The organism is Labedaea rhizosphaerae (genome assembly GCF_004362825.1).
Taxonomy (GTDB): domain Bacteria; phylum Actinomycetota; class Actinomycetes; order Mycobacteriales; family Pseudonocardiaceae; genus Labedaea; species Labedaea rhizosphaerae.
The window spans coordinates 990,396-1,014,761 of record NZ_SNXZ01000001.1 but is presented as its reverse complement, the minus strand read 5'-3'; the positions used below and the strand labels follow the sequence as shown (position 1 = coordinate 1,014,761).

Genomic DNA, 24,366 nt, shown 5'->3' with positions numbered 1-24,366 from the left:
CGATCAAACACAGCAGGAATCGGGGAAGATACAACGGCAGGCACGGCTCTCTCACATGATCATGGGACTTCGACACTCACATGATCAACCAGAGACCGTGCCTGCCCTCATACAGGTGATCGACTTTGACGACGCCCTGACCCGTCCCGGGGGCACCCCTTCATGCCAGTCTATCGAGGTCAGGTGGGGTGTGGGGCGCCTGAAGCGGATCTGTGGACAACTGGTCGCCCGTGGAAAACCCAGGCGTCAGGGCATCCGCAGCACGACCTTGCCGACGACGTCCGGACCGGCGAGCGCGCGGTGGGCGTCCGATGCCCGGTCGGCGGGAACGATCTCGTGGATCACCGGTTTGACCTCGCCCGACTCGACCAGCGGCCACACGTGCTCGCGCACCTGCGCCACGATGTCGGCCTTCTCCGGCCGCGGCCGGCTGCGCAACGCACCCGCGATCACCGCGCAGTTCTTGCCGAGCAGCGCGCCGAGGTTCAGCTCGCCCTTGATCCCGCCCTGCATGCCGATGATCACCAAGCGGCCCAACCGGTTCAGCGCGTCGACGTTGCGGCCGAGGTAAGCCGCGCCCATGTTGTCGAGGATGACGTCCGCGCCACCGGCTTCCTTCATGCGCTGGACGAAGTCCTCGTCGCGGTAGTTGATGGTGATCTGCGCGCCCAGCTCCGCGCAGCGCGCCAGCTTCTCGCCCGACCCGGCGGTCGCGGCCACCGTCGCACCGAGCGCGCGCGCCACCTGGATCGCGTGCGTGCCGATGCCGCCGGCCCCGCCGTGCACGAGGAACGTCTCCCCGGCGCCGAGCCGCCCGTTCATCACGACCATCGACCACACCGTGCACGCCACCTCGGGCAGCCCGGCCGCGTCGATCAGGTCGACGCCGTTCGGCGCGGGCAACATCTGCCCGACCGGGGCGACGGCCTTGGTCGCGTACCCGCCGCCGGCGAGCAGCGCGCACACCCGGTCGCCGACCTGCCAGCCGGTCACGTTGTCGCCGACCGCCGCGATCGTGCCGCTGCATTCCAGCCCCGGCACCTCAGTCACCCCGGGTGGTGGCGGGTACTTCCCTTCGCGCTGCATCAGATCCGCGCGGTTGAGCGCACTCGCGGCGACGTCGATCAACACCTCGTCGGGTCCGGGCGTCGGGTCCGGTTGCTCGGTCCACTCCAGCACCTCGGGTCCACCCGGTTCCCGGATCGTGATCGCATGCATGCCCCGACCCTATGACTCGAAACCCGCTGGCGCTCGCGGCCGGGCAGCCGACACCATCCTCAGGCATGGAGCAGATCCCCGACCCGTGGCCGTTGCGCCACCTGGTGTTGCGCACGCCCCGGCTCGAGCTGCGCCCGGACGACGACGCGGGCCTGCTCGAGCTCGTCGACGAGGTCCACCGCGGCGTCCACCCGCCCGAGCAGATGCCGTTCACGGTCCCGTGGACCGATCAGCCCAAGGATGTGCTGGGCCGCAACGTCCTGCAGTTCTACTGGAACCAGCGCGCCACGTTCGCGACCGACAAGTGGACCCTGAACTTCCTGGTCCGCTTCGACGGCGAGGTCATCGGCTCCCAGGGGATCTCGGCCACGGCCTTCCCGGTCGCGCGCACCGTTCGCTCCGGTTCGTGGCTCGGCCTGCGCCACCACGGCAAGGGGCTCGGCACGGAGATGCGCGCCGCCGTGCTGGCGTTCGCCTTCGACCACCTCGGCGCCTGCGAGGCCGTGTCCGATGCCTGGACCGACAACGTCGCCTCGATCCGGGTCAGCCGCAAGCTCGGCTACCGCGACAACGGCTCGTCGTGCGCGGCGCGTCGCGGCGAACCGGTGCGGCAGCTGGAATTCGTGGTCCGGCCCGAGGAGTTCATCCGTCCTGAGTGGACGCTTGACGTGTCCGGATTGGCCGGGTGCCTGCCGCTTCTGCACGGTTAGGGTGTGCGCATGGACTTGACCGCGTGGCTGCGTGACAGCGATCCCGCCCTGCGCTGGCAGGTCGAACGCGACCTGGTCGGCGAGCCACCCGAGGTCTGGCAGGCCACCCGGGCCCGGGTCGCGACGGAAGGCTTCGGCGCCCGGCTGCTCGCCTTGCAGGACCCGGACGGCCAGTGGGCGGGCGGCGCGTTCTTCCCCGCGGACGGCGCGAAGTCCGAGGGACAACCGTGGACCGCGACGACGTGGTCGCTGAACCTGTTGCGGGACTGGGGTTTGGACCCGGGCGTCCTGGCCGGCACGGTCGAGAAGCTCGCGGCGAACTCCCGCTGGGAGTACGACAACCTGCCCTACTGGGGCGGCGAAGTCGACTGCTGCATCAACGCCTGGACGCTGATGAACGGCCTGTGGCTCGGCGCCGACATCCAGGCCATCGCCGACTGGTTCGTCGAGCACCGCCTGCCCGACGGCGGCTGGAACTGCGAGTGGGTCGAAGGCTCGACCCGCTCGTCGTTCCACTCGACGATCAACTCGCTGCGCGCCCTGCTGGCCTGGGACACCTCGACGGGGCAGACGTCCGCGGCCCGTCGCGCAGGCGAGATCTACCTGCTGGAACGGCACTTGGTCCGCCGCCGGTCCACCGGCGAACCGGTGGGGCCGTGGCTCGATGACTTCCGCTACCCGTTCCGCTGGTCGTACAGCGTGCTCTACGCCGCCGACTACTTTCGCGAGGCCTGCCTGCACGACGGCGCGGCCCCCGACCCGCGCATGGCCGAGGCGATCGATCGCATCCGCGCCGCACGCCGACCCGACGGCACCTGGCTGACCGTGGGCCGGCACCCGGGCGACGTGTGGTTCGAGGTCGACGTGCCCGCGGGCGAGCCGTCGAAGTGGGTCACCTTCCACGCCACCCGCGTGCTCGCGTGGTGGGACGCGGGTTAGCCGAGGTTGTTGGTGTCGAAGGTGTTGCAGCGCGTCGGGTCCCCGCTCTGGTAGCCGGTGGTGAACCACTTCTCCCGCTGCGCCGACGAGCCGTGGGTGAACTGGCTCTCGTCCACCGACCCGCCGCCCAGGTGCGTCTGGATGTAGTCGTCACCGATGCGGCTCGCGGCATCCAGCGCGCGCGATATGTCGTCGTCGGTGATGTCGCTGATCAGCGGTCCGCCGCCCTTGGTGGGCGACGTGGTCGCGTGGTTGGCCCACACGCCCGCGTAGCAGTCGGCCTGCAGCTCCAGCCGCACCGAGCCCGAGGTCGGCCCGCTCTCCTTGCCCACCCGGTTCGACGTGCCGAGTTGGTTCTGCACGTGGTGGCCGTACTCGTGCGCCAGCACGTAGGCCTCGACGAACGTCCCGCCCTTGGCGCCGAAGCGCTGCTTGAGCTCGTCGAAGAACGACAGGTCGATGTACACGCGCTCGTCCGCGGGGCAGTAGAACGGCCCGACGTCGGCGGTCGCGCCACCGCAGCCGGTGTTCACGTTGCCGGTGAAGAAGATCGTCGGCACGACCTTGTACGTGCTGCCGGAGCGCGCGAACTCGTCCTGCCAGTAGCCCTGGATCGAGTTGATGATCGCGACCAGCGCGCAGTCGTGGTTGGTGTCGGCGTCGCGGCCGGTGCGGCACTCCGACGAGATCTTGCTGTTGCTCACGGCCTGGTTGTCGCCGAGCCCGCCGTCGGTCAGCGGGAGGTTGCCCGCGCCGCCGAGACCGCCGCCGAACTGCGACATCAGGAAGTAGATGACCAGGCCGACGATCCCGAGGCCGCCACCGCCGAGCGCGACCCGGCCGCCGACCCCGCCGCCCGCGCCACGGGTGTCCTGGACCTGCGAGGTGTCCAGCGAAACATCGTCGTTGAAATCCACGGGGACACCCTAAGGCAGGAGATCGTCCCGTACATGCCCGAATGCGGCGCCTCACGGCGCCGCACCCGGGGTTTTGCGAGTTGTCGAGTGGTCCTCATCTGGGCCAGGGGGCGAGGAGCCCGACCAGGGGCGCCACAGAGACGCCGCCCGAAGTGGGGCTCAACTTCGTCAGCGTGCGCTTCCTTGCTGCGCTGCAACGCCGAGGCGCGCACCACGAACCTGGTTGCTGCTCACAATCGCGATCGGATCGAGACGGCTCGTCCCGCCCGCGGGGTCGCAGCCGATGAGTGGCCACTGTCGGAGTGCTGCAGTGCCACGGCACCACCTGTCCTCTCCCGGCAGGGCATCGCCGCGGTACGCCGCGGGACCTGACGCATGCCGCTCGCGTGTCCGGCCGTTACCTCGATGATGCTCCGCTGTGACCGGGGACACAACCCGAAACGCGCCCCCTGAACTGGTGAAACTGTCGATCTCCGTCTGGTTGGGACGAACAAGGGGCGCCACTCGGTGAGTTCTCCACCCGAGCGGCGCCCCTTGCGCGGTGCGTTACGGCGTGGCCGTGACCCGGTCCAGCGCGGGCGGCGCCAGGTTCGGGTGGGCGGTCAGGTACGCGGTGAACGCGTCCAGGTCCACCGGGCCACCGGCCAGGTCGGTGCCCTTGGTGAACTCGGTGAACCCGTCCCCGCCGGCGGCGAGGAAGTTGTTCACCGACACCCGGTAGGTCGCGTTCGGGTCGAGCGGCTGACCGTTCACCGTGACGCTGGTGATCTTCGAGCCGATCGGCGCGGACTGCGAGTACGTGAAGTGCAGCGACGACGACACCTGCAGCACCCGGACGATGCCGCCGGCCTGCCACTGCTGCTCGAGGACGTTCTTCAGGTTCGTGCCGGTCAGCGTGATCGTCTGCATGATGTTGCTGAACGGCTGCACCGTGAACGCCTCGGCGTAGGTGACCACGCCGTCGCCCTCACCGGCCGACGACGATGCGTAGTTCAGGTCGGCCCGGATACCGCCCGGGTTGGTGATGGCGATGACCGCGTTGTTGCTCTGCGTGCCCTCGAGCTGCGCGTCCGCGATGACCTCGCCGAGCGTCGACTCACCGGTCGTCCCGCCGTCCTTGAGCAGGTCCGCCGTGATCGTGCCGACCGTCTTGTTGCCGATCGGCGCGGCCTTGGCCTTGGCCTCGTCGACCAGGGCCTGGGTGGCCGGGTCCGGCGTGACGGTGCGGGTGACGATCTCGTTGTGCGCGGTCGTCTGGTCGCGGAGCACGTCGTGCGTGCGGTTGTCGATCTTGAGGTCCACCACGGAGAGCAGCCGGCCGAAGGACGAGCCCTGGATGACCGTGCGCGGGTGGCCGGCCGGGTCGTTGATCTGGCAGTTGTACTGCTGGTGGCTGTGCCCGGTGAAGATCGCGTCGACGCTCGGGCTGACCTTCTGCGCGATGTCGACGGCCGGCCCGGGCGCGATCTTGCAGTCGTTCGGTCCGCCACCCTCGGTGTTGTTGCCCTGGTGCATGGACACGATCTGCGCGCGGATGCCGAAGAAGTCGAGCAGCTTCGAGGTGTTGTTGATCGCCTTGACCTCGTCGCCGAACTTCAGGCCCTCGATGGCCTCCGGGGTGACGACGCTCGGCAGGTCGTGCAGCGTGACGCCGATGACCGCGATCGGCTGGCCGCCGGAGAACGTGACGGTGAACGGCAGCAGCGCGGGCATGCCGTTGTCGAAGGTGACGTTGGCGCCCAGGAACGGGAAGTTCGCACCCGGGAAGGTGGGCCGGAACTGGCAGCCGTCGGTCGGGTGGCAGCCGCCGAACTGCATGCGCTGCAGTTCCTTGTAGCCCTCGTCGAACTCGTGGTTGCCGACGGTGCCGGACAGGACGCCGAGCGAGTCGAGGAAGTCGATGGTCGGCTCGTCGTGGAAGAGCGCGGAGGTCAGCGGCGAGGCGCCCACGTTGTCACCGGAGCTGATGACCAGCGAGTTGCGGACCTCGGCACGCAGTTGCTTGACGTGCGTCGCGAGATAGACGGCGCCGCCCGCGTCGACGGTGGTGCCGTCGGAGAGCGTCACGCGCCCGGACGAGCCGGCCGGCGGCTCGAGGTTGCCGTGGAAGTCGTTGATGCCGATGATGCGCACGTCGGTCGTGCGCGCCGGTGCGGCCGCAGCGGCGGCGGGCGGCAGGGTTGCTGCCACGGTCGCGCTGAGCCCGATGGCCGCGATCGCCGCCGCTAACCTGCGCGCATGGCGGGTCGATGAGGTCATGTGTCCTCCGTGGGGGATGCCCGCGTCGGTGCCTGCGGGCGCACGGAGCGGGAGTCTGCCGGGCGAAAGCGACAAACACCAGAGCTGGAAGCGTCTAGCCTGGAAACGTGACGGAGACGCAAGCGCCGCCGCGGTGGCTGAGCCACGCGGAGATGCGGTCGTGGCGGGCCTATGTGGTCGGTACGAGCCTGTTGCGCAGGCAGTTGCACCGGGAGCTGGCGGAGAAGCACAAACTGTCACTGGTCGATTACGAGGTGCTGGTCCAACTGTCCGAACGCGACGGCAGCGTGCGCATGAGCGAACTGGCCGGAGACGTCGGGGCCACGAAGAGCAAGCTGTCGCACCAGATCAGCCGCCTGGAGGATGCGGGCCTGGTCCAGCGGCGGCTCTGCCCGGACGACGCACGCGGCGTACTGGCCGAACTGACCGACAAGGGCGCGGAGATGCTCCGCCGCACCGCGCCCACCCACGTCGACGGCGTGCGCGACCACCTGATCGATCTCATGACTCCGGAAGAGCAAGCAGTCGTGGCGGCGGTGTTCGAACGAGTCATCGACCACCTCGACAACCTCACCGACTAGTCTGTGGCGTCGAGGAGGCGTGGCAGAGCGGCCGAATGCATCCGCCTTGAAAGCGGAAGACCCGCAAGGGTCCGGGGGTTCAAATCCCTCCGCCTCCGCTCGGCTTGACCTGCACGAACAAGGGCGCCGCACCGGATCGGTGCGGCACCCTTCGCGCGTCACAGTCTCATTCGCAGTCTCATGCCGTTGACGTAGGTAGACATTCGCGCGCTCGGCCCGCTCGCTCATCGTGCATCTCGACCGCTGGCCCTGCAGTGCTGGCATACGGAACGCGAACTAGGCACTGCCTCAAGATCGTGGTCTTCCACTTGGGTCGAAAAATAAATGGCGGTGGGCCGCCATCCAAAAGTTTATGACCGTTGAATCGTCCGACGTTTCGTGTCCATTCCAGGTGACCACAGGTCGAGATCACCTGCGAGTCGACCGTTTGTCCCAGACGCGAACTCGTAGGGACCAGCGGGCCCATTGGCCCCTTCTTCAAATGGATGGCTCAGGCATGTCACGGCCAGGCTGGACGTGCCGATGTCGAAGGTGGGGAACTTAGGAGTTCTGATGGGCAACCAGACACCAAGCAAATGGGTATCGCGACCACCGTTGCTGCGCGCCCGCGCCGCGCTGGGCGTCGCCAGGGTCGGGTCGGACATCTTCGCGGTCGGCGGGTTCACCGACGAGAGAGTGTGGCCTGATACCGAGGCCCGGCACGCCACGGGCGATCTCGATTGGCACGAAGTCAAGAAGATCCCGCAGGCACGCGCCAATCATGCGACGGCCGTGGTCGCCGGTCTCATATACGCGATCGGCGGTATACGAAGTAACGACAAATCTCTGGACTCGGTTGAGGTGTACGACCCGGTATCCGGGCATTGGACGAACGGGCCGCGGCTCCCCGAACGACGGAACAGCGCGAGCGCGGCCGGGCTCGGCGGGCTGCTCTACCTGGTCGGAGGCTTCATCCCCTCGGGTCCCGACAGCGGCACGACAACGGATTCGGTCCTCGTGCACGACCCGGCGGGAAACGGCTGGACCGCACTCAGCCCGATGCCGACGCCACGCGAGAAGTTTCGGCTCGTGGCACTGGAGGACCACCTGTATGCGCTCGGTGGGTTCTCCGCGGACGAGCAGTCCATGTCGTCGGTGGAACGTTACGACCCGGCGCGCGACCAGTGGTCCGCGGTCCACGACATGCAAGAGTCGCGCATTCTGGCCTGCGTCGTGGCAACGAAGATCGGGCATCGCCCGGTGATCGTCGCTGTTGCCGGTACCGAGGCGAAGGACGGTGTTCCCATCGGCAGCCGCAGGACCACGGAGATCTACGATCCGGCCATGGACCGGTGGAGCCTGCTCGACGTGCTGCTCCCCAAACCCCGGGGCTCAGTCGACGGCACCGTCGAGCAGGAAGGCACGGTCGTCATCGTCGGCGGTGTTACCACTCCGCATGCCGACGGCTCCCGCGCGTTTGTCTCGGACGTCGATGCCCTGGACCTCGAGCACAGCGGCGCGGAGTTCGAGTAACGGCCCGATAGACCGGGACGACGCGCGTGGACCTCAAGTTGGACCTAGGTGTAGGAGGTCTACCGGCTGGCGGTTTGCTTAGCCGCGATCCGGGCCTGAACCTCAGGACGTCGCAGCGGCGGCACCGTCGTCGGGGGCTGCTTGCGTTCCGGCAACTGCTCCAGCAGCTTCGTCGTCGCGGCGGTCACTTCGGCCACCGCCAGTTCGAACGCGTCGCGGGTTGCGGCGGACACCGACTGCACGCCACTGACCTTGCGCACGTACTGGCGCGCGGCGGCTTCGATTTCCTCGGTGGTCGCGGCCGGCTGCAGACCGCGCAGGGTGGTGATGTTGCGGCACATGAGCCCAGCGTACGCATTGACCCGGATGGACCCTGCGCACCGAAAAGCCGCTTCGGTAGAGTCCGCTCGATCATCAGGCCGGTTGCGGGGGACGCGTCGGGGGCGCCTGAGTCCTTTCCTACCAGGGGGAACCCAGTGACTCGTGCGCGCATAGTCGCGTCCATCTCCGCCTTGGCGCTGCTTCTCGGCAGCGCTCCGGCGTACGCCGACGACCCGACCTTCCCGACGGTGCCGACCATCCCGCCTGCCGGGTCCGGCTTCTCGTTCAGTGCCACGCTCGACAAGGCCGCGTACCACTTCGGCGAGCCCATCAAGGTGCACGTCGAGGTGGCCAACACCGGCACCGAACCGGTGTCGATGGCGGTCGACGTGGACGGGGACCTCAGCTTCGACACCGCCCAGTGGGACGGGTTGATCGACGGCACCAGCATCGGGGTCGTGCTCGCGGCGGGGGAGCGCAAGGTTCTCGACGTCACGGCCGACGTCACCTTCCCGCACAGTGACACCACGTCCTTCACCGAGACGCTGGACGCGTTCAACAACTTCTCCTCCGACGGCCCGCACAAGCGAGTCACGCTGACCGCACCCATCTCGGCCCTCACCGGCGTCTACTCCGGCACCGCCTACTTCGACGCCAACGCCAACGCCACGATGGACCCGGGCGAGCAGGCGTTGCCGGGCGTGACCGTCCACATCGTCGGCGGCCCGCCGTACACCGAGGAATCACAAGTCACGGATGCCCAGGGGCACTTCAGCTTCACGGTCCCCATCGGCAACTACACGGCCTCGTACCGGATGGACGGCGGGTACGTTCCGATCGTGCGCGAGGACTCGTTCTACCTCGACGAGGCCGGCCGCGAGAACCAGTTCGTCGCGTTCAAGCGGCCGCTGTCGGATCGCTTGCACGCAACCATGAAGCTGACCAAGTCCACTTACAAGGTCGGCGAGGTCGCGCACGCGACGGTCAAGCTGACCAACAGCGGCAACGCCGAGCTCACCGGCGTCAAGGCCGTGTGCGACCGGGGCGGCTTCCAGAACGAACTCAACCCGTCAAAGCCGGGCCACGGCCCGCTGGCCGTCGACGGTGCCGGCGTCACGCTCGCGGCGGGCCAGACGCGGACCTTCGACGTGTACGACACGGTCCCGGCCGGTGCGCGCGAAGACGGCTATGTCTCGGTCAGCTGCGACTTCGGCCCGGACGCGGACGTGGACGGCCGCGCGACCGCCCACGACCAGGCACGTGTGCCCGGTCAGCGCGGCTCCGGCCGAGGTCAGCTGCTGTACGACCGCAACGGCGATGGCACCTGGGACCAGGAGACCGAGGGAGTGAGTGGCGTCAAGGTGGTGCTGCGCGACCAGTTCTCCCACAAGATCATCGGTCGCGCCACGTCCGACAAGCGCGGCTTCGTCAACTTCGCCGACCTCCCGTCGGGCCGGCACGAAGTCGAGGTCGTCGGTCGGTGGCAGCCGGTCAGCGGCGCCCTGACGTTGGAGATCAAGAACCCGCCACGCATCTACCCGCAGCCGTTGCGGATCAAGCCCGGCCCGAACCACCCGGATCCGCAGACGACCACGGCACCAGCCCCGGGTACCGGCGGTGGCACGACCCCGACGCCGCAGGGCTCGGCGGGCGCGCACGGCCTCGCCTACACCGGGGTCGACGTCTTCCCGCCGCTCTTCGGCGGCGTGCTCCTGCTGGCCGCGGGCGCGGCCCTGGTGCTGGCCACCCGGCGGTGGCGCACCGCCTAGGCTGAGGCGCCGGTGTGGACGGTCCGGGAGGTGGACCGTCCACACCGGACTCATGTGGGTCCTTGCACCAGCACCACCATGGACATCGTGGCGAGGGCGCCGAGGACGAAGCCGGCCACGGCCATCGGGCCGATCAGTTTGGTTCTGCTCAGCAGCCACACGCTGGCGAGCGAGGCGAGCAGCACCCCGACCGCAGCCGACGTGATCACGTGAGCTCCCGGCCGCGGGTCTCCGGCAGCCAGAACAACGCCACGAACGCGAGCACGTAGGCCACCGCCCCGAACGACATCGCGCCGCCCAGGCCGAACGACGTCGACAGCACGCCGATCACGGTGGGGAAGAAGGCGCCCACGCCGCGGCCGAAGTTGTACGTGAAGCCCTGCCCGGTCGCCCGCACGCGCACCGGGAACAGCTCGGCCAGGTACGCGCCCATCCCGCTGAAGATCGCCGACGAGCAGAAGCCCAGTGGGAAGCCCAGGTACATCACGTATCCGTTGGCACCGGCCGGAAGCGACGTGTACAGCACGATCGCCACCGCGCTCAGCACGGCGAACAGCTGGAACGTCGGCTTGCGGCCCAGCCGATCCGCGAGGTGCCCGCCGACCAGGTAGCCGGTGAACGCGCCGGCGATGGTGAACGCGAGGAAGCCGCCGACGCCGGTGGCCGGGAGGTGCTTCTCCTTGCTCAGGAACGCGGGCAGCCAGGTCGCGATCGTGTAGTAGCCACCTTGCAGACCGGTCGACAGGATCGAGGCGAACACCGTGGTGCGCACCAGGTCCGGGCGCACGATGTCGATGAGGTTGCCGCGTTCGCGCTTCTCCTGGTAGACCGGTGCGTCGGACGCGCCGCGCCGCAGCACGAACACGGCCAACGCGGGCAGCACGCCGGTCAGGAACAGGATCCGCCACGCCCACCGGTCGTCGGCGATGCTGAACACCAGGACGTAGACGCCCACCGCGAGCGCCCAGCCGACCGCCCACGCGCTCTGCACCACGGCCACCGCGCGACCTCGGTGGCGAGCGCCGATGTACTCCGCGACCAGGACCGCACCGGTCGCCCACTCGCCGCCGAAGCCGACGCCCTGCAGGCCACGCAGCACGAGCAACGTCTCGTAGTTCGGCGCGAGGCCGCACAACGCCGTGCAGATGGCGTAGACCAGCACCGTCACGATCAGCGTGCGCACCCGGCCGATCCGGTCGGCGAGCGCGCCCGCGAGGACGCCGCCGACCGCCGAGCACACCAGCGTGGTCGTGGCCAGCAAGCCGCTTTGTCCGTTGGTCAGCCCGAACGTCGCCGCGATCGCGGTCACGCTCAGGGGCAGCACCCAGTAGTCGTACGAGTCCAGGCCCCACCCCAGGAATGCGCCTACGAAGGCACGCTTCCCCGGTTTCGGCAGCTGGCGGTACCAGCCCAGCCCCTTGTCGGTGGCGGGCAGCTGGTGGACGGTTGCCATGACTCACCTCGCACGTCTCGTAACTCAGTGTGTCGACTCAAGGTATAGGATTGTGGGACGATTTGACAATCCTCTCGTGGGATTGATAGAAGCGAGGATGTGATCACCTCTGATCGGTTCGCCGAGCTGCGCAAGCTGCACGGTCCGCTGGAACGCGACAGCGTCGTCGAGCCGGCTGCCGACCGGCTCCGGAACCTGATCATCGAAGGGCACCTGCAGCCGGGCGAGAAGGTCCCGGACGACATCGGCAAGGAGTACCTGGGCGTCGCCCGCAACACCCAGCGCGAGGCGTGCCGGATGCTGGTGCATGAACGCCTGCTCACCCAGCAGCTCAACCGCGGCTTCTTCGTCCGCATGCCTACCCGCGAAGACGTGGGAGACGTCTTCCACGTGCGCAGGCTCATCGAGCTGCAGGCGATGCGGGCCGGGTTCGACACCGCGGGCGCCAACCGGGTCTTCGAGGCGGTCGAGGCCGGCGAGGAAGCCAAGTCCGAACTGGACTTCGCCGGCGTCGGCACCGCGAACATGCGCTTCCACCGCGCGATCAGCGCACTGCTGGGCAGCGAGCGGATCAACACGATGATGAGCCAGGTGCTAGCCGAGCTGCGCCTGGTCTTCCACGCGATGAGCGATGCGCGCGAGTTCTACCTCCCGTACCTGCCGCGCAACCGCGAGATCGCCGAGACCTTGCTGGTCAAGCGGGACGCGCCCGCGGCCGAACGGCTGCTCACCCAGTACCTCGACGACGCCGAACGCCAGCTGCTGGACGTCTACCCCGGCTGACAAATTCGGGTGGCACCACCGGCTCCCGCTGGCAAGATCCGGCGCATGCCTGGACGTTTCAAAGACCTGGTCCTCGACGCCGCGGACCACCACGCGCTCGCCGACTGGTGGTGCGCCGCCATCAACTACCGCCGCAAGGACGAACTGCTCCCGTCGTCGGACGACCCGGACTGGGTGCGGCCGCACGAGTGGCCCGTGCCGATCGTGGACCCCGAGGGCGTCGGCCCGCTGTTCTGGATCGTTCCGGTGCCCGAGGCGAAGACCGTGAAGAACCGGATGCACCTCGATGTTTTCGGTCACACCCAGGAGTTCCTCGACCGAGGAGCGTCGCTGGTCAGGGCCAAGGACGACGAGATCGACTGGGATGTGCTGGCCGATCCGGAAGGCAACGAGTTCTGCGTGTTCGCCCCGCGCGACTAGGCTCCGCGACGTGCGGGCTAGATCGGGGATGATGGGACGAATCCGGTGACGCCGCTCGAAGGCCTCGCCGTCGTGGCAGCCGGGGTTTTCGCCGGTGGCATCAACACCGTGGTGGGCTCCGGCACGCTCGTCACCTTCCCCGTGCTGCTCGCGGTCGGCTACTCGCCGGTCGTCGCCAACGTGTCCAACGGCCTCGGGCTGGTGCTCGGCTCGGTCAGCGGCGCGATCGGCTACCGGGACGAACTCCACGGCCAGCGCGCGCGTCTGATCCGCTTGTCCTCGGCGACCTGCCTCGGCGCGATCGTCGGCGCGATCCTGCTGCTGACGCTGCCCGCGGACGCGTTCGAGGCGGTCGTGCCAGTCCTGATCGTGATCGCGCTGGTCCTGGTGATCGTCCAGCCGTTCCTGGCCAAGAAGCTGGCCGCGCGGGAGACCGAGCGACACCCGCACGGCGGCGTCCTGCTGTGGCTGGCCGTGTTCGCGACTGGCGTCTACGGCGGCTACTTCGGCGCCGCCCAGGGGGTGATCCTGGTGGCGTTCATGGCAATCCTGATGGACGAAGGTCTACAGCGGATCAACGCAGCCAAGAACGTCCTTGCCGCGCTTGCCAATCTGGTCTCCGGGCTCATCTACGCCTTCGCCGCGGACGTCGCGTGGCTCGCCGTCCTGCTGCTCGCCGTCGGCTCCGTGGTCGGCGGGCAGATCGGCGCGAAGGTCGGCAAGAAGCTCTCGCCGACCGTCCTGCGCGGCGTGATCGTCGTGGTCGGGGTGGCCGCGATCGTGCAACTGCTCGTGCGCTAGATCCTGCTCGGCACAGCCGTCACCGCACGAAAGTCGTTGCGGCGGTGAGGAAGGTGTCGTTCTCGGCCGGCGTGCCGATCGTCACCCGCACGCCGTCACCCTTGAACGGTCGCACGATCACCTTGTGCGTCAGGCAGTGCTCGGCGAACTCGAGCGCGCGGTCACCCAGCGGCAGCCACACGAAGTTCGCCTGCGTCGGCGGCACGTCGTAGCCCGCCTCGGTCAGGGCCGCGTGCACCCGCGACCGCTCGGCGATGATCTCCTTGCAGCGCTCCAGGAGCTCGTCCGCCGCCTCGAGCGACGCGATCGCGGCGACCTGCGCGAGCGCGTTCACGCCGAACGGCACGAACACCTTGCGCACGGCGTCGGTGACCTCGGGCGGCGCGACCAGGTAGCCCACGCGCAGCCCGGCGAGCCCGTAGGCCTTGGAGAACGTCCGCAGCACCGCCACGTCCCGGCCCTTCGCCCAGTACTCCTTGGCCAGCTCGACGCCGTCGGGCACCTCGGGGTCGGTGACGAACTCGCGGTACGCCTCGTCGATCACCACGAGCACGTTGTCCGGCACCGCGTCCAGGAACCTGGTCAGCGGCTCGCGGCGCACCGCCGTGCCGGTCGGGTTGTTCGGCGTGCAGACGACGACCATGCGGGTTTCCGGCGTGATGGCGGCGAGCAGCGCGTCGAGGTTGAGCGACTGGTCGTCGTGGAGCGGCACCTGGACCTGCTGCGCCCCGACGACCTGCACGATGATCGGGTACGCCTCGAACGAGCGCCACGGGTAGACCACCGTGTCGGCCTCGGTGCACATGGCCTGCACGAGCTGCTGGAACAACGTCACCGAGCCGCAGCCCGCGGAGATCTGCTCGGCCGGAACGCCAAGGCGCGCCGAGAGCATGGCGATCAGCTCGGTCGCGCCCGAGTCCGGGTAGCGGTTGATGAGCGCGGTCGCGTCCGCGATCGCTTTCGCGACGCTCGGCAACGGGCCGCCGGGCACCTCGTTGGACGCCAGCTTGATGGCGCCCTCGATGGCGCGGCCGGGCACGTAGCTCGGCAGGGCAGCCAGGTCAGCGCGGGTGCGGGCGGTCATCGGCACTCCTTGTTCGTCGGTCGCGGTTACTCTGCCGGGCGGGGCACCTGGGCTGTCAACCGCCTTGTGGGTCCCGATCATCACGTTGACTGGTGTTCACCCACACGTGATTGTGTGACGCCATGACCGATACCCGCACCGAGCACGCCACGCTCACCGACGGCCGCGCACTGCACATCACGTATGCGCTGCCTGATCGGGCGGTGCGCGGCGGCATCGTGGTCCTGCACGGTGCGCACGGCGTGACGAGCACGGTCCGGCTGCTGGTCGACGCGCTGGCCAAGGAGGGCTGGCTGGCCGTCGCGCCGCACCTCTACCCCGGCGACGAAGGCGCAGGCGACATCGACGAAGCCACGGCTCGCGAGCAGATCAGCGGGCTCTCCGGCGAGGCCGTGCTGGCCGCCGCGGATGTGGCGTTCGGCTGGCTCGGCGAACGCGGCGTGCGCCAGGACCTGCTCGGCGTCGTGGGCTTCGAGCTCGGCGGCTCCGTCGCGTTGGTCGTGGCCGCGGGCCGGGACATCGGCGCGGCGGTGAGCGTGTCCGCCCGCGGCATCCTCGAACCGCTGTCGGACGGGCTGCCGGCGTTGGTCGACGTCGCAGGCGACCTGCGGTGTCCGTGGCTCGGGCTCTACGGCGAACGTGAACCGGGCATTTCGGTCGAGTCGGTGGCGAAGTTGCGCGAGGCGGCGATCAGCGCGGAAGCGGCGTCCGACGTCGTCCGGCTCGCTCCCGACCAGCCCGACGAAGATCACGGTCCGGCCCAGGAAGCGTGGCAACGCACGCTGAACTGGTTCGACGCGCATCTCCGTTAGAACCGCGGCACAACCGGCGTCGGGGCGTGGCATAGTGCCGCAGTCGCCGTGGTGAGGAGCCGTTGCCGATGGGGCCGGACCCCGTTCAGCTCGCCGCGCTGGTCGCCGACGGCCGGGTCACGCTCGATCCGGCGGGCGCCCGGCGGCTTCGTGCCGCGCTGGCAAGGTCGCGTGCCCGGCTCGCGGTGTTACGCGGGCGGGCCGAATGGCTGCGCAGGCCGCTGCCGGTCGGATCGGACTCGGCGAGCCGTCGGTTCGCCCGCCAACTGGCCCGCCGCACCGCCGGCTCGCTGTCCGCGCTCGCCGCGTACGACCGGACCCTGCGTGCCGCGGAGGCGGTCGTCGACCGGGCAAGCGACCGATGAGCAGCGCGTGGCCCGACGCCGACCCCGACCGGGGCGAGAACTGGCGCGCCCGCGAGCACGCCGAGCTGGCGGACATGATCGACGAGGCCAGCCCCGAAGGCGTCGCCAAGATCGCCGACGAGTGGAAGCAGCTGGCCGACGAACTGGGTGCGCTGGCCGGCGACCTCCACGAGACGATGGACAGCATCGGCACCTCCGTCTGGCACGGCGAGCAGGCGGTCGGGGCGCATGCGGCGCTGGTGCCGTTGATCGACTGGGGCGAGCAGGCGGCGCAGGCGGCGTCGGACATCGGCGGTCGCGTGTCGGAGCAGTCGGCGGCGCTGGCCGTGGCGAGCTTCCAGATGCCGGTGGCTCCGCCTGCGGTGCATCCCGTGACCGGCTTCCTCGGGACCGGCGCGGCATCGTTGCTGGCGGCGTTACAGGACCACGCGCCCCAAGCCGAACGCTCCCGGGCCGCGCACCGCCAGGCCGCGGAAGTGATGGCGTACTACGAGCGCGCGACGGCTGCCAACGCGGAGGGAATGGTGGAGTTCACGCAACCGCCGACCTTGGTGGCACCTCCGACGGGCGGCGGCCGTCACGCAGCGCCAGACCCGGAGCCCACCGTCCCACGGTCGGATGACCCGATCGCCGAAACGGCCCGCGACGACGTGGCCGCACCGGATGATTCACCCATGCCCGAGCCGCAACCGCCCCAGGACCCGTCGTGGTTCGCCACCACCGAGCCCTCCGGCTGGTTCGACTCGCCGGCCGGCCAGCACGGCGTCGCCGAAGACTCTCCTGACGCCCTGGCGCAGGCTCCGGAGTTGCCACCGACTTCACCACCGGTCGAGCCCGATGCCGACGGGCGGGAGCCCTGGTTCGGTTCGCGTGCCGAGCAGTCGCCGCCGGCCGAGTTCGCGCCGGTTGATCGGGATGCTGCTGCCGAGGAACCGCCAGATCTGCAGGGGGAGAACCCGTCGGAGGCAGGTCATCCTGTCGAACCTGATTCGCGATCAGGGCTCGCCTTGGTCGGGTCGGATGAGAGCCTGATCGACTCGGGCCGGGTCGTCGATCCAGAGCCTTTCGCTGCGCATCACACACGGCCGGAGTTCGCGGTCGTTGATCGGGATGGCCAGCCTGCGGCTGCCGGGGAAGTTCCGGACCTGCCGGCCGACAACGAGTTCGACGCGGAGCAGCCGGTCGATCCGGAGCCGTTGGCTGGGCGGCGTTCGCGCCCGGAGTCCGCTCCGGTTGATCGGGACGGCGAGGTGGAGGTAGCCGAGGAAGCTCCGGATCCGCGGGGCGAGAACCAGTCGGATGCGGGCCGTCTTGTCGGCGCGGGGCTGTCGGCTGGGCAGCATTCGCGCCCGGGGTTCGCTCCGGTCGGGTCGGATGAGGGCCTGATTGAGGTGGGCCGGTTCGGCGATTCCGAGCCGTTCGCTGCACAACATTCGCGCCCGGAGTTCGCGGCCGTCGATCCGGATGGCCAGGATGCGGCTGCCGACGAAGCTCCGGATCTGCGTGACGAGAACCAGTCCGAGGCGGCTGAGCCTGGGCCTTCGGCTGGGCGGCGTTCGCGCCCGGAGTTCGCGGCGGTTGGTCGGGACGGCGAGGTGGAGGCAGCCGACGAAGCTCCGGAGCTGCAGGACGAGAACCGGTTCGAGGCGGGTGGGTCTGTTGAGCCTGGGCCGTCGGCTGGGCGGCGTTCGCGATCGGAGTTCGCGCCGGTTGCTCGGGACGGCGAGGTTGAGGTCGCCGAGGAAGGTCCGGAGCTGCGGGAGGAGAACCGGTTCGAGGCGGGTGGGTCTGTTGAGCCTGGGCCGTCGGCTGGGCAGCATTCGCGCCCGGAATTCGCGCCGGTTGCTTGGGACGGCCAGGCTGGGACCGCCGGGGAAGCTCCGCGGGGCGACAACGAATTTGAGGCGGGCCGGGTCGTCGATCCCGAGCCCTTCGCCGCACAGCACTCGCGACCGGAGCTCGCAGCCGTTGATCAGGGCGGCCAAGTTGAGGCTGCCGAGGAAGCTCCAGAGCTGCGGGAGGAGAACCGGTCCGAGGCCGATCAGCTTGCCGAGCCGGGGCGGTCGACCAGGCAGCGTTCGCGGCCGGGGTTGGCGCCGGTTGGCCGGGTTGCGGCTGCCGAGGAAGCTCCGGATCCGCAGGAGGAGAACCAGTTTGAGGCGGGTCGGCCGGGCGAGCCTCGGTCGTTGGCCGGACAGCATTTGCGACCGGGTTTCGCCGAGGTCGGGTCGGATGAGGGCTTGATTGAGGCGGGCCGGCTCGTCGATCCTGAGCCCTTCGCTGCGCAACATTCGCGACCGGAGTTCGCACCGGTTGGTCGGGATGGTCAGGTTGAGGTCGCCGGGGAAGCTCCGGATCTGCGGGACGAGAACCGGTTCGAGGCGGGTCGGTCTGTTGAGTCTGGTCCGACAGGTGGGCGGCGTTCGCGACCGGAGTCCGCGCCGGTTGGTCGGAACGGCCAGGGCGGGGCTGCCGGGGAAGCTTCAGGTGCGCGGGAGGACAAGCGTTTCGAGGCGGCTCAGTCAGTCGAGCCAGGGCCGTTGGCCGGGCAATACTCGCGGCCGGGGTTGATTCCGATCGGGCCTGATGAGAACCGGTCGGAGGCGAGTCGGTCTGTCGAGCCTGGCCCGACAGGTGGGCAGCATTCGCGGCCGGAGTTCGCACCGGTTGATCGGGATGGTCAGGTTGGGTCCGCCGGGGACGCTCCGGATCTGCGGGAGGGGAACCGGTCGGAGGCAGGCCAGGTTGTCGGGCCGGGGTCGTCAGCTGGGCGGCGTTCGCGCCCGGAGTTCGCGCCGGTTGCTCGGGATGGCCAGGTTGGGTCCGCCGAGGAACCTTCAGGTCTGCGGGAGGAGCACCGGTTCGAGGCGGGTCAGTCAGTTGAGCCTGGGCCGTATTCGCGACCGGGGTTGGGTCCGGCCGGGCCGGGTGAGAACCGGTTCGAGGCGACTCGGCCTATCGAGCCTGGTCCGACAGGTGGGCGGCGTTCGCGATCGGAGTTCGCGCCGGTTGATCGGGACGGCCAGGTTGCGGCCCCCGGGGAAGCTCCAGATCTGCAGACCGAGAACCAGCCTGGGCCTCCGGCCGGGCAGCACTCGCGACCCGAGTTCGCGCCGGTCGGCCAGGAGAGTGAGACCCTCGAAGAGAATCCGGATCCGCGACCCTCCCGAACTGGGCTGCATTCTCGGCCCGAGTTCACACCCATTGGCCAGGACCGCGAAATCGAGGCTGTCGAAGAAGATCCGCAGGCCGTCCTGAGCGCTGGGTCGGGACTGGCGCCGGTCGGCGAGCAGGCCTCGCGATCAGAGGTGGCGCCGGTCGGTGAAGCAGGCCAGTTCGTCGAATCCGAGTCGTGGGCGGGGCAGCATTCGCGTCCTGAGTTCGCGCCGAATGGGCAGGACAGCACAGAAGTGCAGGCCGAGCCCTCATCGACTGATCAGCACAAATCCCGGCCGGAGCCGGCGCCAGTTGGTCAGGACGGCCAGACCAAGGCTGTCGAGCCGCAGGAATCGACGGCCTCCGGTCAAGATGGCGCGGTCGAAGCTGTTCGAGAGTCCGGAGCGGGTATCGCCGATCCTGCGCCGCAACCGGGTGCGCCACTGGTAGCAGTAACCCCCGACGAAGCTTCGTATCTGGAGTCGTTCGTCGGCGTTCCGGTACCGCCGACGGATCAAGATCCGGATTCGGCGGATGTCCCGCCGCCCAGCACGCCGACTCCTGTTGGTGAGGACAGCCCGGATCCGCAAGTCGCGGCTGGTGTGCCCGAAGGACCGATGTCCGATCAAGGCGAGCCGCCGCCCGGAAATCCTCCTGGTCTGATGCCGCAAACGCCGGCCCCGCACCAATTCGGCGCCCCATCGGGAACGCAGTTCCCGCCCACTCGTCAGCCCGGGACGCCGTTCGATCAGGCCGCACCGCGAACACAGGCCTTGCGCCCCGGCCCGCCACCTGGTGGTCAGCCGCCGTTTCCCGCGGGTGGACCGAATCGACCGCCGTCCGTCCAGCCGCCTCCGAGTCAACAGCTCAACCGGCCCGGCCCGCCATTCCAGGCCGGGCCGAACGCCACCCAACCGCCTCGCCCGAACCCCGGCCCGCCGCCCAATGCCGGTACTTCGGCGTCCTGGCCGAACCTTCCACCCAACGGAGCACCGCGGTCGGCGCCATGGCCCAATCCCGGTCCACCCAACCCGGGACCACGTCCGCAACCCACTGGCGCACAACCGATGCCGAACGCAGGTACCTCGGCGCCGTGGCCCAATCCGGCGCAGCCGGTGCCGAACGCCGCTCAACCGCCTCGTCCGAACCCCGGTCCACGTAACGCCAACCCCGGACCGGGAGTCAGCGGGGCACCGCCCCAGCCGGCCGCCGTGTCCCAGACAACCGGGCCCCGGCCGATGCCCAACGCGGCCCCGCCCGGCCACAACGGCGCCCGTTCCTCTGGGCCGCAAGGGGCGGGTGCTGGACACCCCAACGCCGTTCAGCCGGCGCCCCACGGCGCCCCGTCGCCCTTTGGTGGACCGCAAGGAACCGGAGCTGGAGCGCCGCCCAACCCCGGCGCCCACGGCGTCCAGTCACCGCTCGGTTCGGGGACGGCGTACGGTCCTGGGCCGCGAGAAGCGGCGGGTGCCGGACCACTGCCCAATCCCAGCCGACCGGCGTCCGTAGGCCCAGGGCCGCACCCGGTGAGTGCCGCATCGCCGTCCAATCCCGGCCGACGGGGGCCTGTGGGCCCGGGGCCGCACCCGGTGAGTGCCGCATTGCCGTCCAATCCCGGCCGGCCAGCGCCCGTGAGTCCGGGGCCGCACTCGGTGAGTGCCGCACCACCGCCCAATCCGGGCCGACAGGCGCCTCACGGCGCTCCGCCGCAGTTCAGTCCTGCGCCGCAAGCGTCTCCGGCAAGCGCTGGGCCGCCGCCGAGCAGCGGCACGCCGCCGCAGTTCAGTCCTGTGCCGCAAGCGTCCCCGCCAGCCGCTGGGCCGACGCCCAACACTGGTGCCCCGCCGCAGTTCCGGCCTGGGCCACAAGGACCCGCGACCCCAGCGGGCCCTCGACCGCAGCCCAACCCCAGCCAACCCGGCGCTCAACCGCAGCCGAACTTCGCACCACCCCCAACTCCGGCGCAACCCTGGGCTGGGCAAGACGGCTTCGGACCTTCGGGTGACTTCGGTCCGGGGTTCGGCCCGGCCGGCCCGTCCGCCCCGATCGGGCCCATCAGCCCGCCTACGCGCCCGCCGTGGCAACCCGTCGACGGCGCAACTCAGCAGCCCCAGCAAGAACCGAAACCAGCGCCCGAGGAAGAACGTCCCAAACCCGATTACCTCGTTCAGTCCGAGGACATGTACGGCGGCGAAATGGTGGCCCCGAGCGTGATCGGGCAGAACGATCGCTACCTGTAGATGAGAGGCTGACCCTGTGGTTGCACCTCGCGCATTCAGCCTGTCGCACAGCGAGTTCGACTTCGTCTGGGAGCGGCTCGACGTGGGCGAGCGGCCCTATCCGCTGGACGTGCGGTCCCACGGGATGACCTTCGACGAGCGCGACCAGTTGCGCAAGCAGACCTTCGACGACCTCGCCGACCGCGGGCTCGCCGACGGCGACGACCTCGCGCAGGACCTCGAGGACATGCTTCTGTTGCTGGTGCGCAACTCCGTCACGATCGACGGTCAGCTCATGATCCGCGAACGCCTGCAGGTGCTGGCCGCGGCGCGGGGCGATCGCGGGGTCCTCGCGGTGCTCACCGAGGACGTCCTGCGGCTGATTCCCGTGCGTGGCACGGCTTTGCCCGCGGCGCTGGTGCAGCTCCTGCCGGACACGCCGGCCGGGCCGGGCGGTGAGGTGCGGATGCCGAACGCCGCTTTCACCGCGGCTGTCGAGGAGTACGAGCGACTCGGGTTCACCGCGTTCGAGTCGGCGCTGGCCGACGCGGGGATCACCGGGCGCGACATCCGGACGCTGGCCACCTTGATCGAGACGAACCGGAAGGCGGGCGGGCAGTTCGCCGCCAACGCCACCGACCGGCTGAACCGGCGCACCCGCACCCCCGTTCTGAACTGGATCGACACCGAAGCCGGCCGCTATTCGGTGCAGGCGAGCACGTCGCGCGACGGCGAGACGTGGCTGACGTTCGCGCCCGCCGACTCGGCCCGCATCGAACACCGGCTGCGGGAGCTGCTCGCGGCCGTGACCGAGGAGTGAAGGACATGACGGGTTTCCCGGACATGGCCGCGGACCGGCTCACCCCGGTCGCCGGTGAGGTGCACAAGGCCCGGGAGTCCGCTGAGCTCGGCGGGCTGCGGATGGACAAGGCGGAGGCGGGCGTGCTGCTCGCGAACCTCGCTCAGCTCCGCGCTCGGGCCGCCGACCTGGTGACCGGTTGCGCCGATCTCGACCGACCGCTGCGCTTCGGCGACAACTGGGTCGGCGACATCGTCGCCGCGCGGCTGCGCGCCGTCGCGTCGACCGACTCGCTGTCCATGACCTCGGTGATGGCCGAGTTCCTGCAGGTCATCGACGACCTAGAGGCCACGGTCCGCGCCGCCGCCCAGCTCTACGAGACCACCGACGACCAGAACGCCGACCGGGTCCGCAAGGCCGCGCGGCACCTCGGTCTCACCGGCGTCACCGTGCAAGGGGGCGAATGATGTTCGCGGCGCGACCGGGTCCGGAGCCGACCCCGACCGACCTCGACCAGCCGGTCGACTGGATGACCTACCAGCACGCCGAGCTCTACCGGATGGTCCACGAGGGCGTCGACCTCGACGGCGCGACCGACGTCTCGGCTCGGTGGGCGGCGCTCGGCGAGGACCTCGAGCAGCTCTCCCGCGATCTTGCCGCCGCCGTCGCCCAGGTCGAGCACGCGTGGGAGGGGCCGGCCGCCGATTCGGCCAGGGAAAGCGTCAACCACCTGGTGAACTGGACCAAGGACACCGGCGTCGGCGCGCTCGAGGCGTCCGGCTGCGTGACCCGCGAGATCAACAACCTCGCCCACGCCCGCCGGGCCATGCCCGCGCCGTTCGCGCCCCCGGTCGACACGATCACGCCGGACACGTTCAACGGCGACGACTTCGTCTCCGTGGCCGCGATCAGCTCCGACAACACCCAGGTGCTGCACGAACGCCGGGAGGCGCACAAGCAGGCCGCGGGCGTGATGCAGGAGTTCCAGGGCGGCAGCCGCGAGGTCTACGGCACGGTGCCCGCCTTCTCCTCGCCGTACCACCGCCCGCGCATCGCGCCCAAGCCCGAACCGCGGCCCGAGCCGCCGCCGCACACCCCGCCCCAGGACTCGACCCAGGATCCGGCGCCGCGTACTCCGGTGGCGCCGCGTGCCTTACCCGCCGAACCACTCGAGGCGGCTCCGGCCGCGCCCGGCCCTTCGGGTGGCCCGCCGGTCCCCGCCGCCGCGGCCGCGCACGAGGACCGGCCGGAGCAACGGTCGACCGGGCCGGGCCGGTCGATGGGCATGGTGCCCGGCATGGGCGGTGCCCGGCGCGAGGAAGACCAGGAGCGCAAGGCGCCCAAGTACCTCGAAGCCGACGACGACCTGTGGGGCAGCGCCGGCCAGGTCGCGCCGCCGGTGATCGGCGAGCCCGGTGCGTGACCCGAGTTCGGGCTGGCTGCAGCTGTCGTCGACCGAGTTCGTCGTGCTGTGGCAGGCGCTCGACCTCGGCGACCTGCCCGCCGTGCTGGAGCTCGACCGGCTCGGCCGCACCACGAAGTCGGCGCAGGAACTCGCCGACCAGGTGTCGGCGGCGTTGGAGAGCCGCGAGCTGGGCACGGTCGCACGCCCGGCCCGCGACGTCGCCCTGACCCTGCGGACCGTGGCCGAGTACACGACCTGCGCGGACCTCGTCGTGCACGGCGACGACGTGCCGTTGCGCGGGCTCGGTGCGGTCGGACGCCGGGGCGCCGCCGCGCTGGCCCGGGTCGGCGACGAGGTGCGGATGGGTCCGGTGCCCGCGCACCGAATCGTCGGATCGCTGCTCGATTCGCTGCGCCCGCTACCCGCCGGACCTGGGCGTCCCGTGAATGTCGGTATCGCCGAGTACCGTGCCGCCTGTGAGGAGGGGGAACGGGATGGAGTCACCGGATTCACACGTGCGTTGCAGGCCGGCGGCCTGCGCGACACCGACGCGAGCACGCTGGCCAAGGCGGTTACCAGGCGCCGGGCGGGTGGTCAGCTCGGCGCTTCCGGGCGCACACCGCGGGAGCACCGCGCCGGCACGGTGCTGAACTGGCTCGACACCGACGACGGCCGGTACGCGGTGCAGCTGCGGGCCGGCTGGCTGACGATCACGCCTGTGGACGCCGCGCGGCTGGTGCGGATGGCGGGGGAGTTGCTCGACGAGGTGCGGTGACCCGGTGTGTCCCAGGGCTCATGTGGTCCACCCCTATGGTCACCGTCGTTCGTGTGGGATAAGAACGG

The 24,366-nt window shown here is 70.0% G+C and carries 23 protein-coding genes and 1 tRNA gene; 15 read left to right on the top strand and 9 right to left on the bottom strand.

Annotated features, from left to right (window positions below):
- Positions 1-246: 246 nt before the first annotated feature.
- Complete coding sequence (locus EV186_RS04560) at positions 247-1,218, bottom strand: NAD(P)H-quinone oxidoreductase (protein WP_133847793.1); 972 nt, start codon at positions 1,216-1,218, stop codon at positions 247-249.
- A 65-nt stretch (positions 1,219-1,283) separates the two neighbouring features.
- Here EV186_RS04560 and EV186_RS04555 point away from each other — a divergent pair, with 65 nt between their 5' ends.
- Together EV186_RS04555 and EV186_RS04550 are read left to right on the top strand one after the other, a co-directional pair.
- Positions 1,284-1,928 carry a GNAT family N-acetyltransferase gene (locus EV186_RS04555; protein ID WP_133847792.1) on the top strand — a complete coding sequence of 215 codons (645 nt, stop codon included), beginning with the start codon at positions 1,284-1,286 and terminating at the stop codon, positions 1,926-1,928.
- Positions 1,929-1,937: 9 nt separating this feature from the next.
- Positions 1,938-2,867 carry a prenyltransferase/squalene oxidase repeat-containing protein gene (locus EV186_RS04550; protein WP_133847791.1) on the top strand — a complete coding sequence of 310 codons (930 nt, stop codon included), beginning with the start codon at positions 1,938-1,940 and terminating at the stop codon, positions 2,865-2,867.
- Here EV186_RS04550 and ypfJ read toward each other — a convergent pair.
- Together ypfJ and EV186_RS04540 are read right to left on the bottom strand one after the other, a co-directional pair.
- Entirely contained in the window at positions 2,864-3,784 is a 921-nt protein-coding gene (gene ypfJ, locus EV186_RS04545; protein ID WP_133847790.1) for a KPN_02809 family neutral zinc metallopeptidase, read from the bottom strand. The two genes, EV186_RS04550 and ypfJ, sit on opposite strands and share 4 nt — an antisense overlap.
- 546 nt (positions 3,785-4,330) lie before the next feature.
- Positions 4,331-6,043: a bifunctional metallophosphatase/5'-nucleotidase gene (locus EV186_RS04540; RefSeq protein WP_133847789.1), complete on the bottom strand. Its 1,713-nt coding sequence runs from the start codon at positions 6,041-6,043 to the stop codon at positions 4,331-4,333.
- Between the two features lie 152 nt (positions 6,044-6,195).
- Here EV186_RS04540 and EV186_RS04535 point away from each other — a divergent pair, with 152 nt between their 5' ends.
- The 3 genes from EV186_RS04535 (at position 6,196) to EV186_RS04525 (ending at position 8,136) form a co-directional block, all read left to right on the top strand.
- Positions 6,196-6,624, top strand: coding sequence for a MarR family winged helix-turn-helix transcriptional regulator (locus EV186_RS04535; RefSeq protein WP_133848762.1), 429 nt, complete (start codon positions 6,196-6,198; stop codon positions 6,622-6,624).
- Positions 6,625-6,637: 13 nt separating this feature from the next.
- Positions 6,638-6,722 (top strand) — tRNA-Ser (locus tag EV186_RS04530).
- Positions 6,723-7,176: 454 nt separating this feature from the next.
- Complete coding sequence (locus EV186_RS04525) at positions 7,177-8,136, top strand: Kelch repeat-containing protein (protein ID WP_166659018.1); 960 nt, start codon at positions 7,177-7,179, stop codon at positions 8,134-8,136.
- A gap of 59 nt (positions 8,137-8,195) precedes the next feature.
- Here the strand turns inward: EV186_RS04525 and EV186_RS04520 are convergent, their stop codons facing one another.
- Positions 8,196-8,477, bottom strand: a complete 282-nt coding sequence (locus EV186_RS04520) for a DUF2277 domain-containing protein (protein WP_133847787.1) — start codon at positions 8,475-8,477, stop codon at positions 8,196-8,198.
- A gap of 135 nt (positions 8,478-8,612) precedes the next feature.
- On the opposite strand from EV186_RS04520, the gene EV186_RS04515 reads away from it, so the two are divergent.
- A complete protein-coding gene (locus EV186_RS04515; protein WP_133847786.1) occupies positions 8,613-10,226 on the top strand; it encodes an SdrD B-like domain-containing protein in 1,614 nt (537 codons plus the stop codon).
- Between the two features lie 50 nt (positions 10,227-10,276).
- On the opposite strand, the gene EV186_RS38715 is transcribed toward EV186_RS04515, so the two are convergent.
- Together EV186_RS38715 and EV186_RS04510 are read right to left on the bottom strand one after the other, a co-directional pair.
- Positions 10,277-10,435 (bottom strand): hypothetical protein, encoded by a 159-nt coding sequence (locus EV186_RS38715; RefSeq protein WP_166659017.1) that lies wholly within the window; start codon positions 10,433-10,435, stop codon positions 10,277-10,279.
- Positions 10,432-11,679: an MFS transporter gene (locus EV186_RS04510; RefSeq protein WP_133847785.1), complete on the bottom strand. Its 1,248-nt coding sequence runs from the start codon at positions 11,677-11,679 to the stop codon at positions 10,432-10,434. The genes EV186_RS38715 and EV186_RS04510 overlap by 4 nt, the downstream gene beginning before the upstream one ends.
- Before the next feature lie 99 nt (positions 11,680-11,778).
- On the opposite strand from EV186_RS04510, the gene EV186_RS04505 reads away from it, so the two are divergent.
- From EV186_RS04505 to EV186_RS04495, 3 genes are read left to right on the top strand one after another with little or no spacing between them, the layout of a single operon-like run.
- Positions 11,779-12,462, top strand: coding sequence for a GntR family transcriptional regulator (locus EV186_RS04505; protein ID WP_133847784.1), 684 nt, complete (start codon positions 11,779-11,781; stop codon positions 12,460-12,462).
- A gap of 45 nt (positions 12,463-12,507) precedes the next feature.
- Positions 12,508-12,882 (top strand): VOC family protein, encoded by a 375-nt coding sequence (locus tag EV186_RS04500; RefSeq protein WP_133847783.1) that lies wholly within the window; start codon positions 12,508-12,510, stop codon positions 12,880-12,882.
- A gap of 45 nt (positions 12,883-12,927) precedes the next feature.
- Complete coding sequence (locus EV186_RS04495; protein ID WP_133847782.1) at positions 12,928-13,683, top strand: sulfite exporter TauE/SafE family protein; 756 nt, start codon at positions 12,928-12,930, stop codon at positions 13,681-13,683.
- A gap of 19 nt (positions 13,684-13,702) precedes the next feature.
- On the opposite strand, the gene hisC is transcribed toward EV186_RS04495, so the two are convergent.
- On the bottom strand, positions 13,703-14,767 hold the full coding sequence (gene hisC / locus EV186_RS04490; RefSeq protein WP_133847781.1) for a histidinol-phosphate transaminase: 1,065 nt from the start codon (positions 14,765-14,767) through the stop codon (positions 13,703-13,705).
- 122 nt (positions 14,768-14,889) lie between these two features.
- Here hisC and EV186_RS04485 point away from each other — a divergent pair, with 122 nt between their 5' ends.
- The gene (locus tag EV186_RS04485) at positions 14,890-15,579 is read left to right on the top strand and encodes a dienelactone hydrolase family protein (RefSeq protein ID WP_133847780.1); all 690 of its coding nucleotides are present in this window, start codon (positions 14,890-14,892) and stop codon (positions 15,577-15,579) included.
- A gap of 68 nt (positions 15,580-15,647) precedes the next feature.
- Complete coding sequence (locus EV186_RS38710) at positions 15,648-15,944, top strand: hypothetical protein (RefSeq protein WP_166659016.1); 297 nt, start codon at positions 15,648-15,650, stop codon at positions 15,942-15,944.
- Between the two features lie 818 nt (positions 15,945-16,762).
- On the opposite strand, the gene EV186_RS38705 is transcribed toward EV186_RS38710, so the two are convergent.
- The gene (locus tag EV186_RS38705) at positions 16,763-16,918 is read right to left on the bottom strand and encodes a hypothetical protein (RefSeq protein WP_166659015.1); all 156 of its coding nucleotides are present in this window, start codon (positions 16,916-16,918) and stop codon (positions 16,763-16,765) included.
- Positions 16,919-16,939: 21 nt separating this feature from the next.
- A complete protein-coding gene (locus EV186_RS38700) occupies positions 16,940-18,235 on the bottom strand; it encodes a hypothetical protein (protein WP_166659014.1) in 1,296 nt (431 codons plus the stop codon).
- A gap of 3,121 nt (positions 18,236-21,356) precedes the next feature.
- On the opposite strand from EV186_RS38700, the gene EV186_RS04475 reads away from it, so the two are divergent.
- From EV186_RS04475 to EV186_RS04460, 4 genes are read left to right on the top strand one after another with little or no spacing between them, the layout of a single operon-like run.
- Positions 21,357-22,139, top strand: coding sequence for an ESX secretion-associated protein EspG (locus EV186_RS04475; RefSeq protein ID WP_133847778.1), 783 nt, complete (start codon positions 21,357-21,359; stop codon positions 22,137-22,139).
- 5 nt (positions 22,140-22,144) lie between these two features.
- Positions 22,145-22,585: a hypothetical protein gene (locus tag EV186_RS04470; protein ID WP_133847777.1), complete on the top strand. Its 441-nt coding sequence runs from the start codon at positions 22,145-22,147 to the stop codon at positions 22,583-22,585.
- A complete protein-coding gene (locus EV186_RS04465; protein ID WP_133847776.1) occupies positions 22,582-23,541 on the top strand; it encodes a WXG100 family type VII secretion target in 960 nt (319 codons plus the stop codon). The genes EV186_RS04470 and EV186_RS04465 overlap by 4 nt, the downstream gene beginning before the upstream one ends.
- Entirely contained in the window at positions 23,534-24,298 is a 765-nt protein-coding gene (locus EV186_RS04460) for an ESX secretion-associated protein EspG (RefSeq protein ID WP_133847775.1), read from the top strand. Before EV186_RS04465 ends, EV186_RS04460 begins: the two co-directional genes overlap by 8 nt.
- The last annotated feature ends 68 nt before the right edge of the window (positions 24,299-24,366 follow it).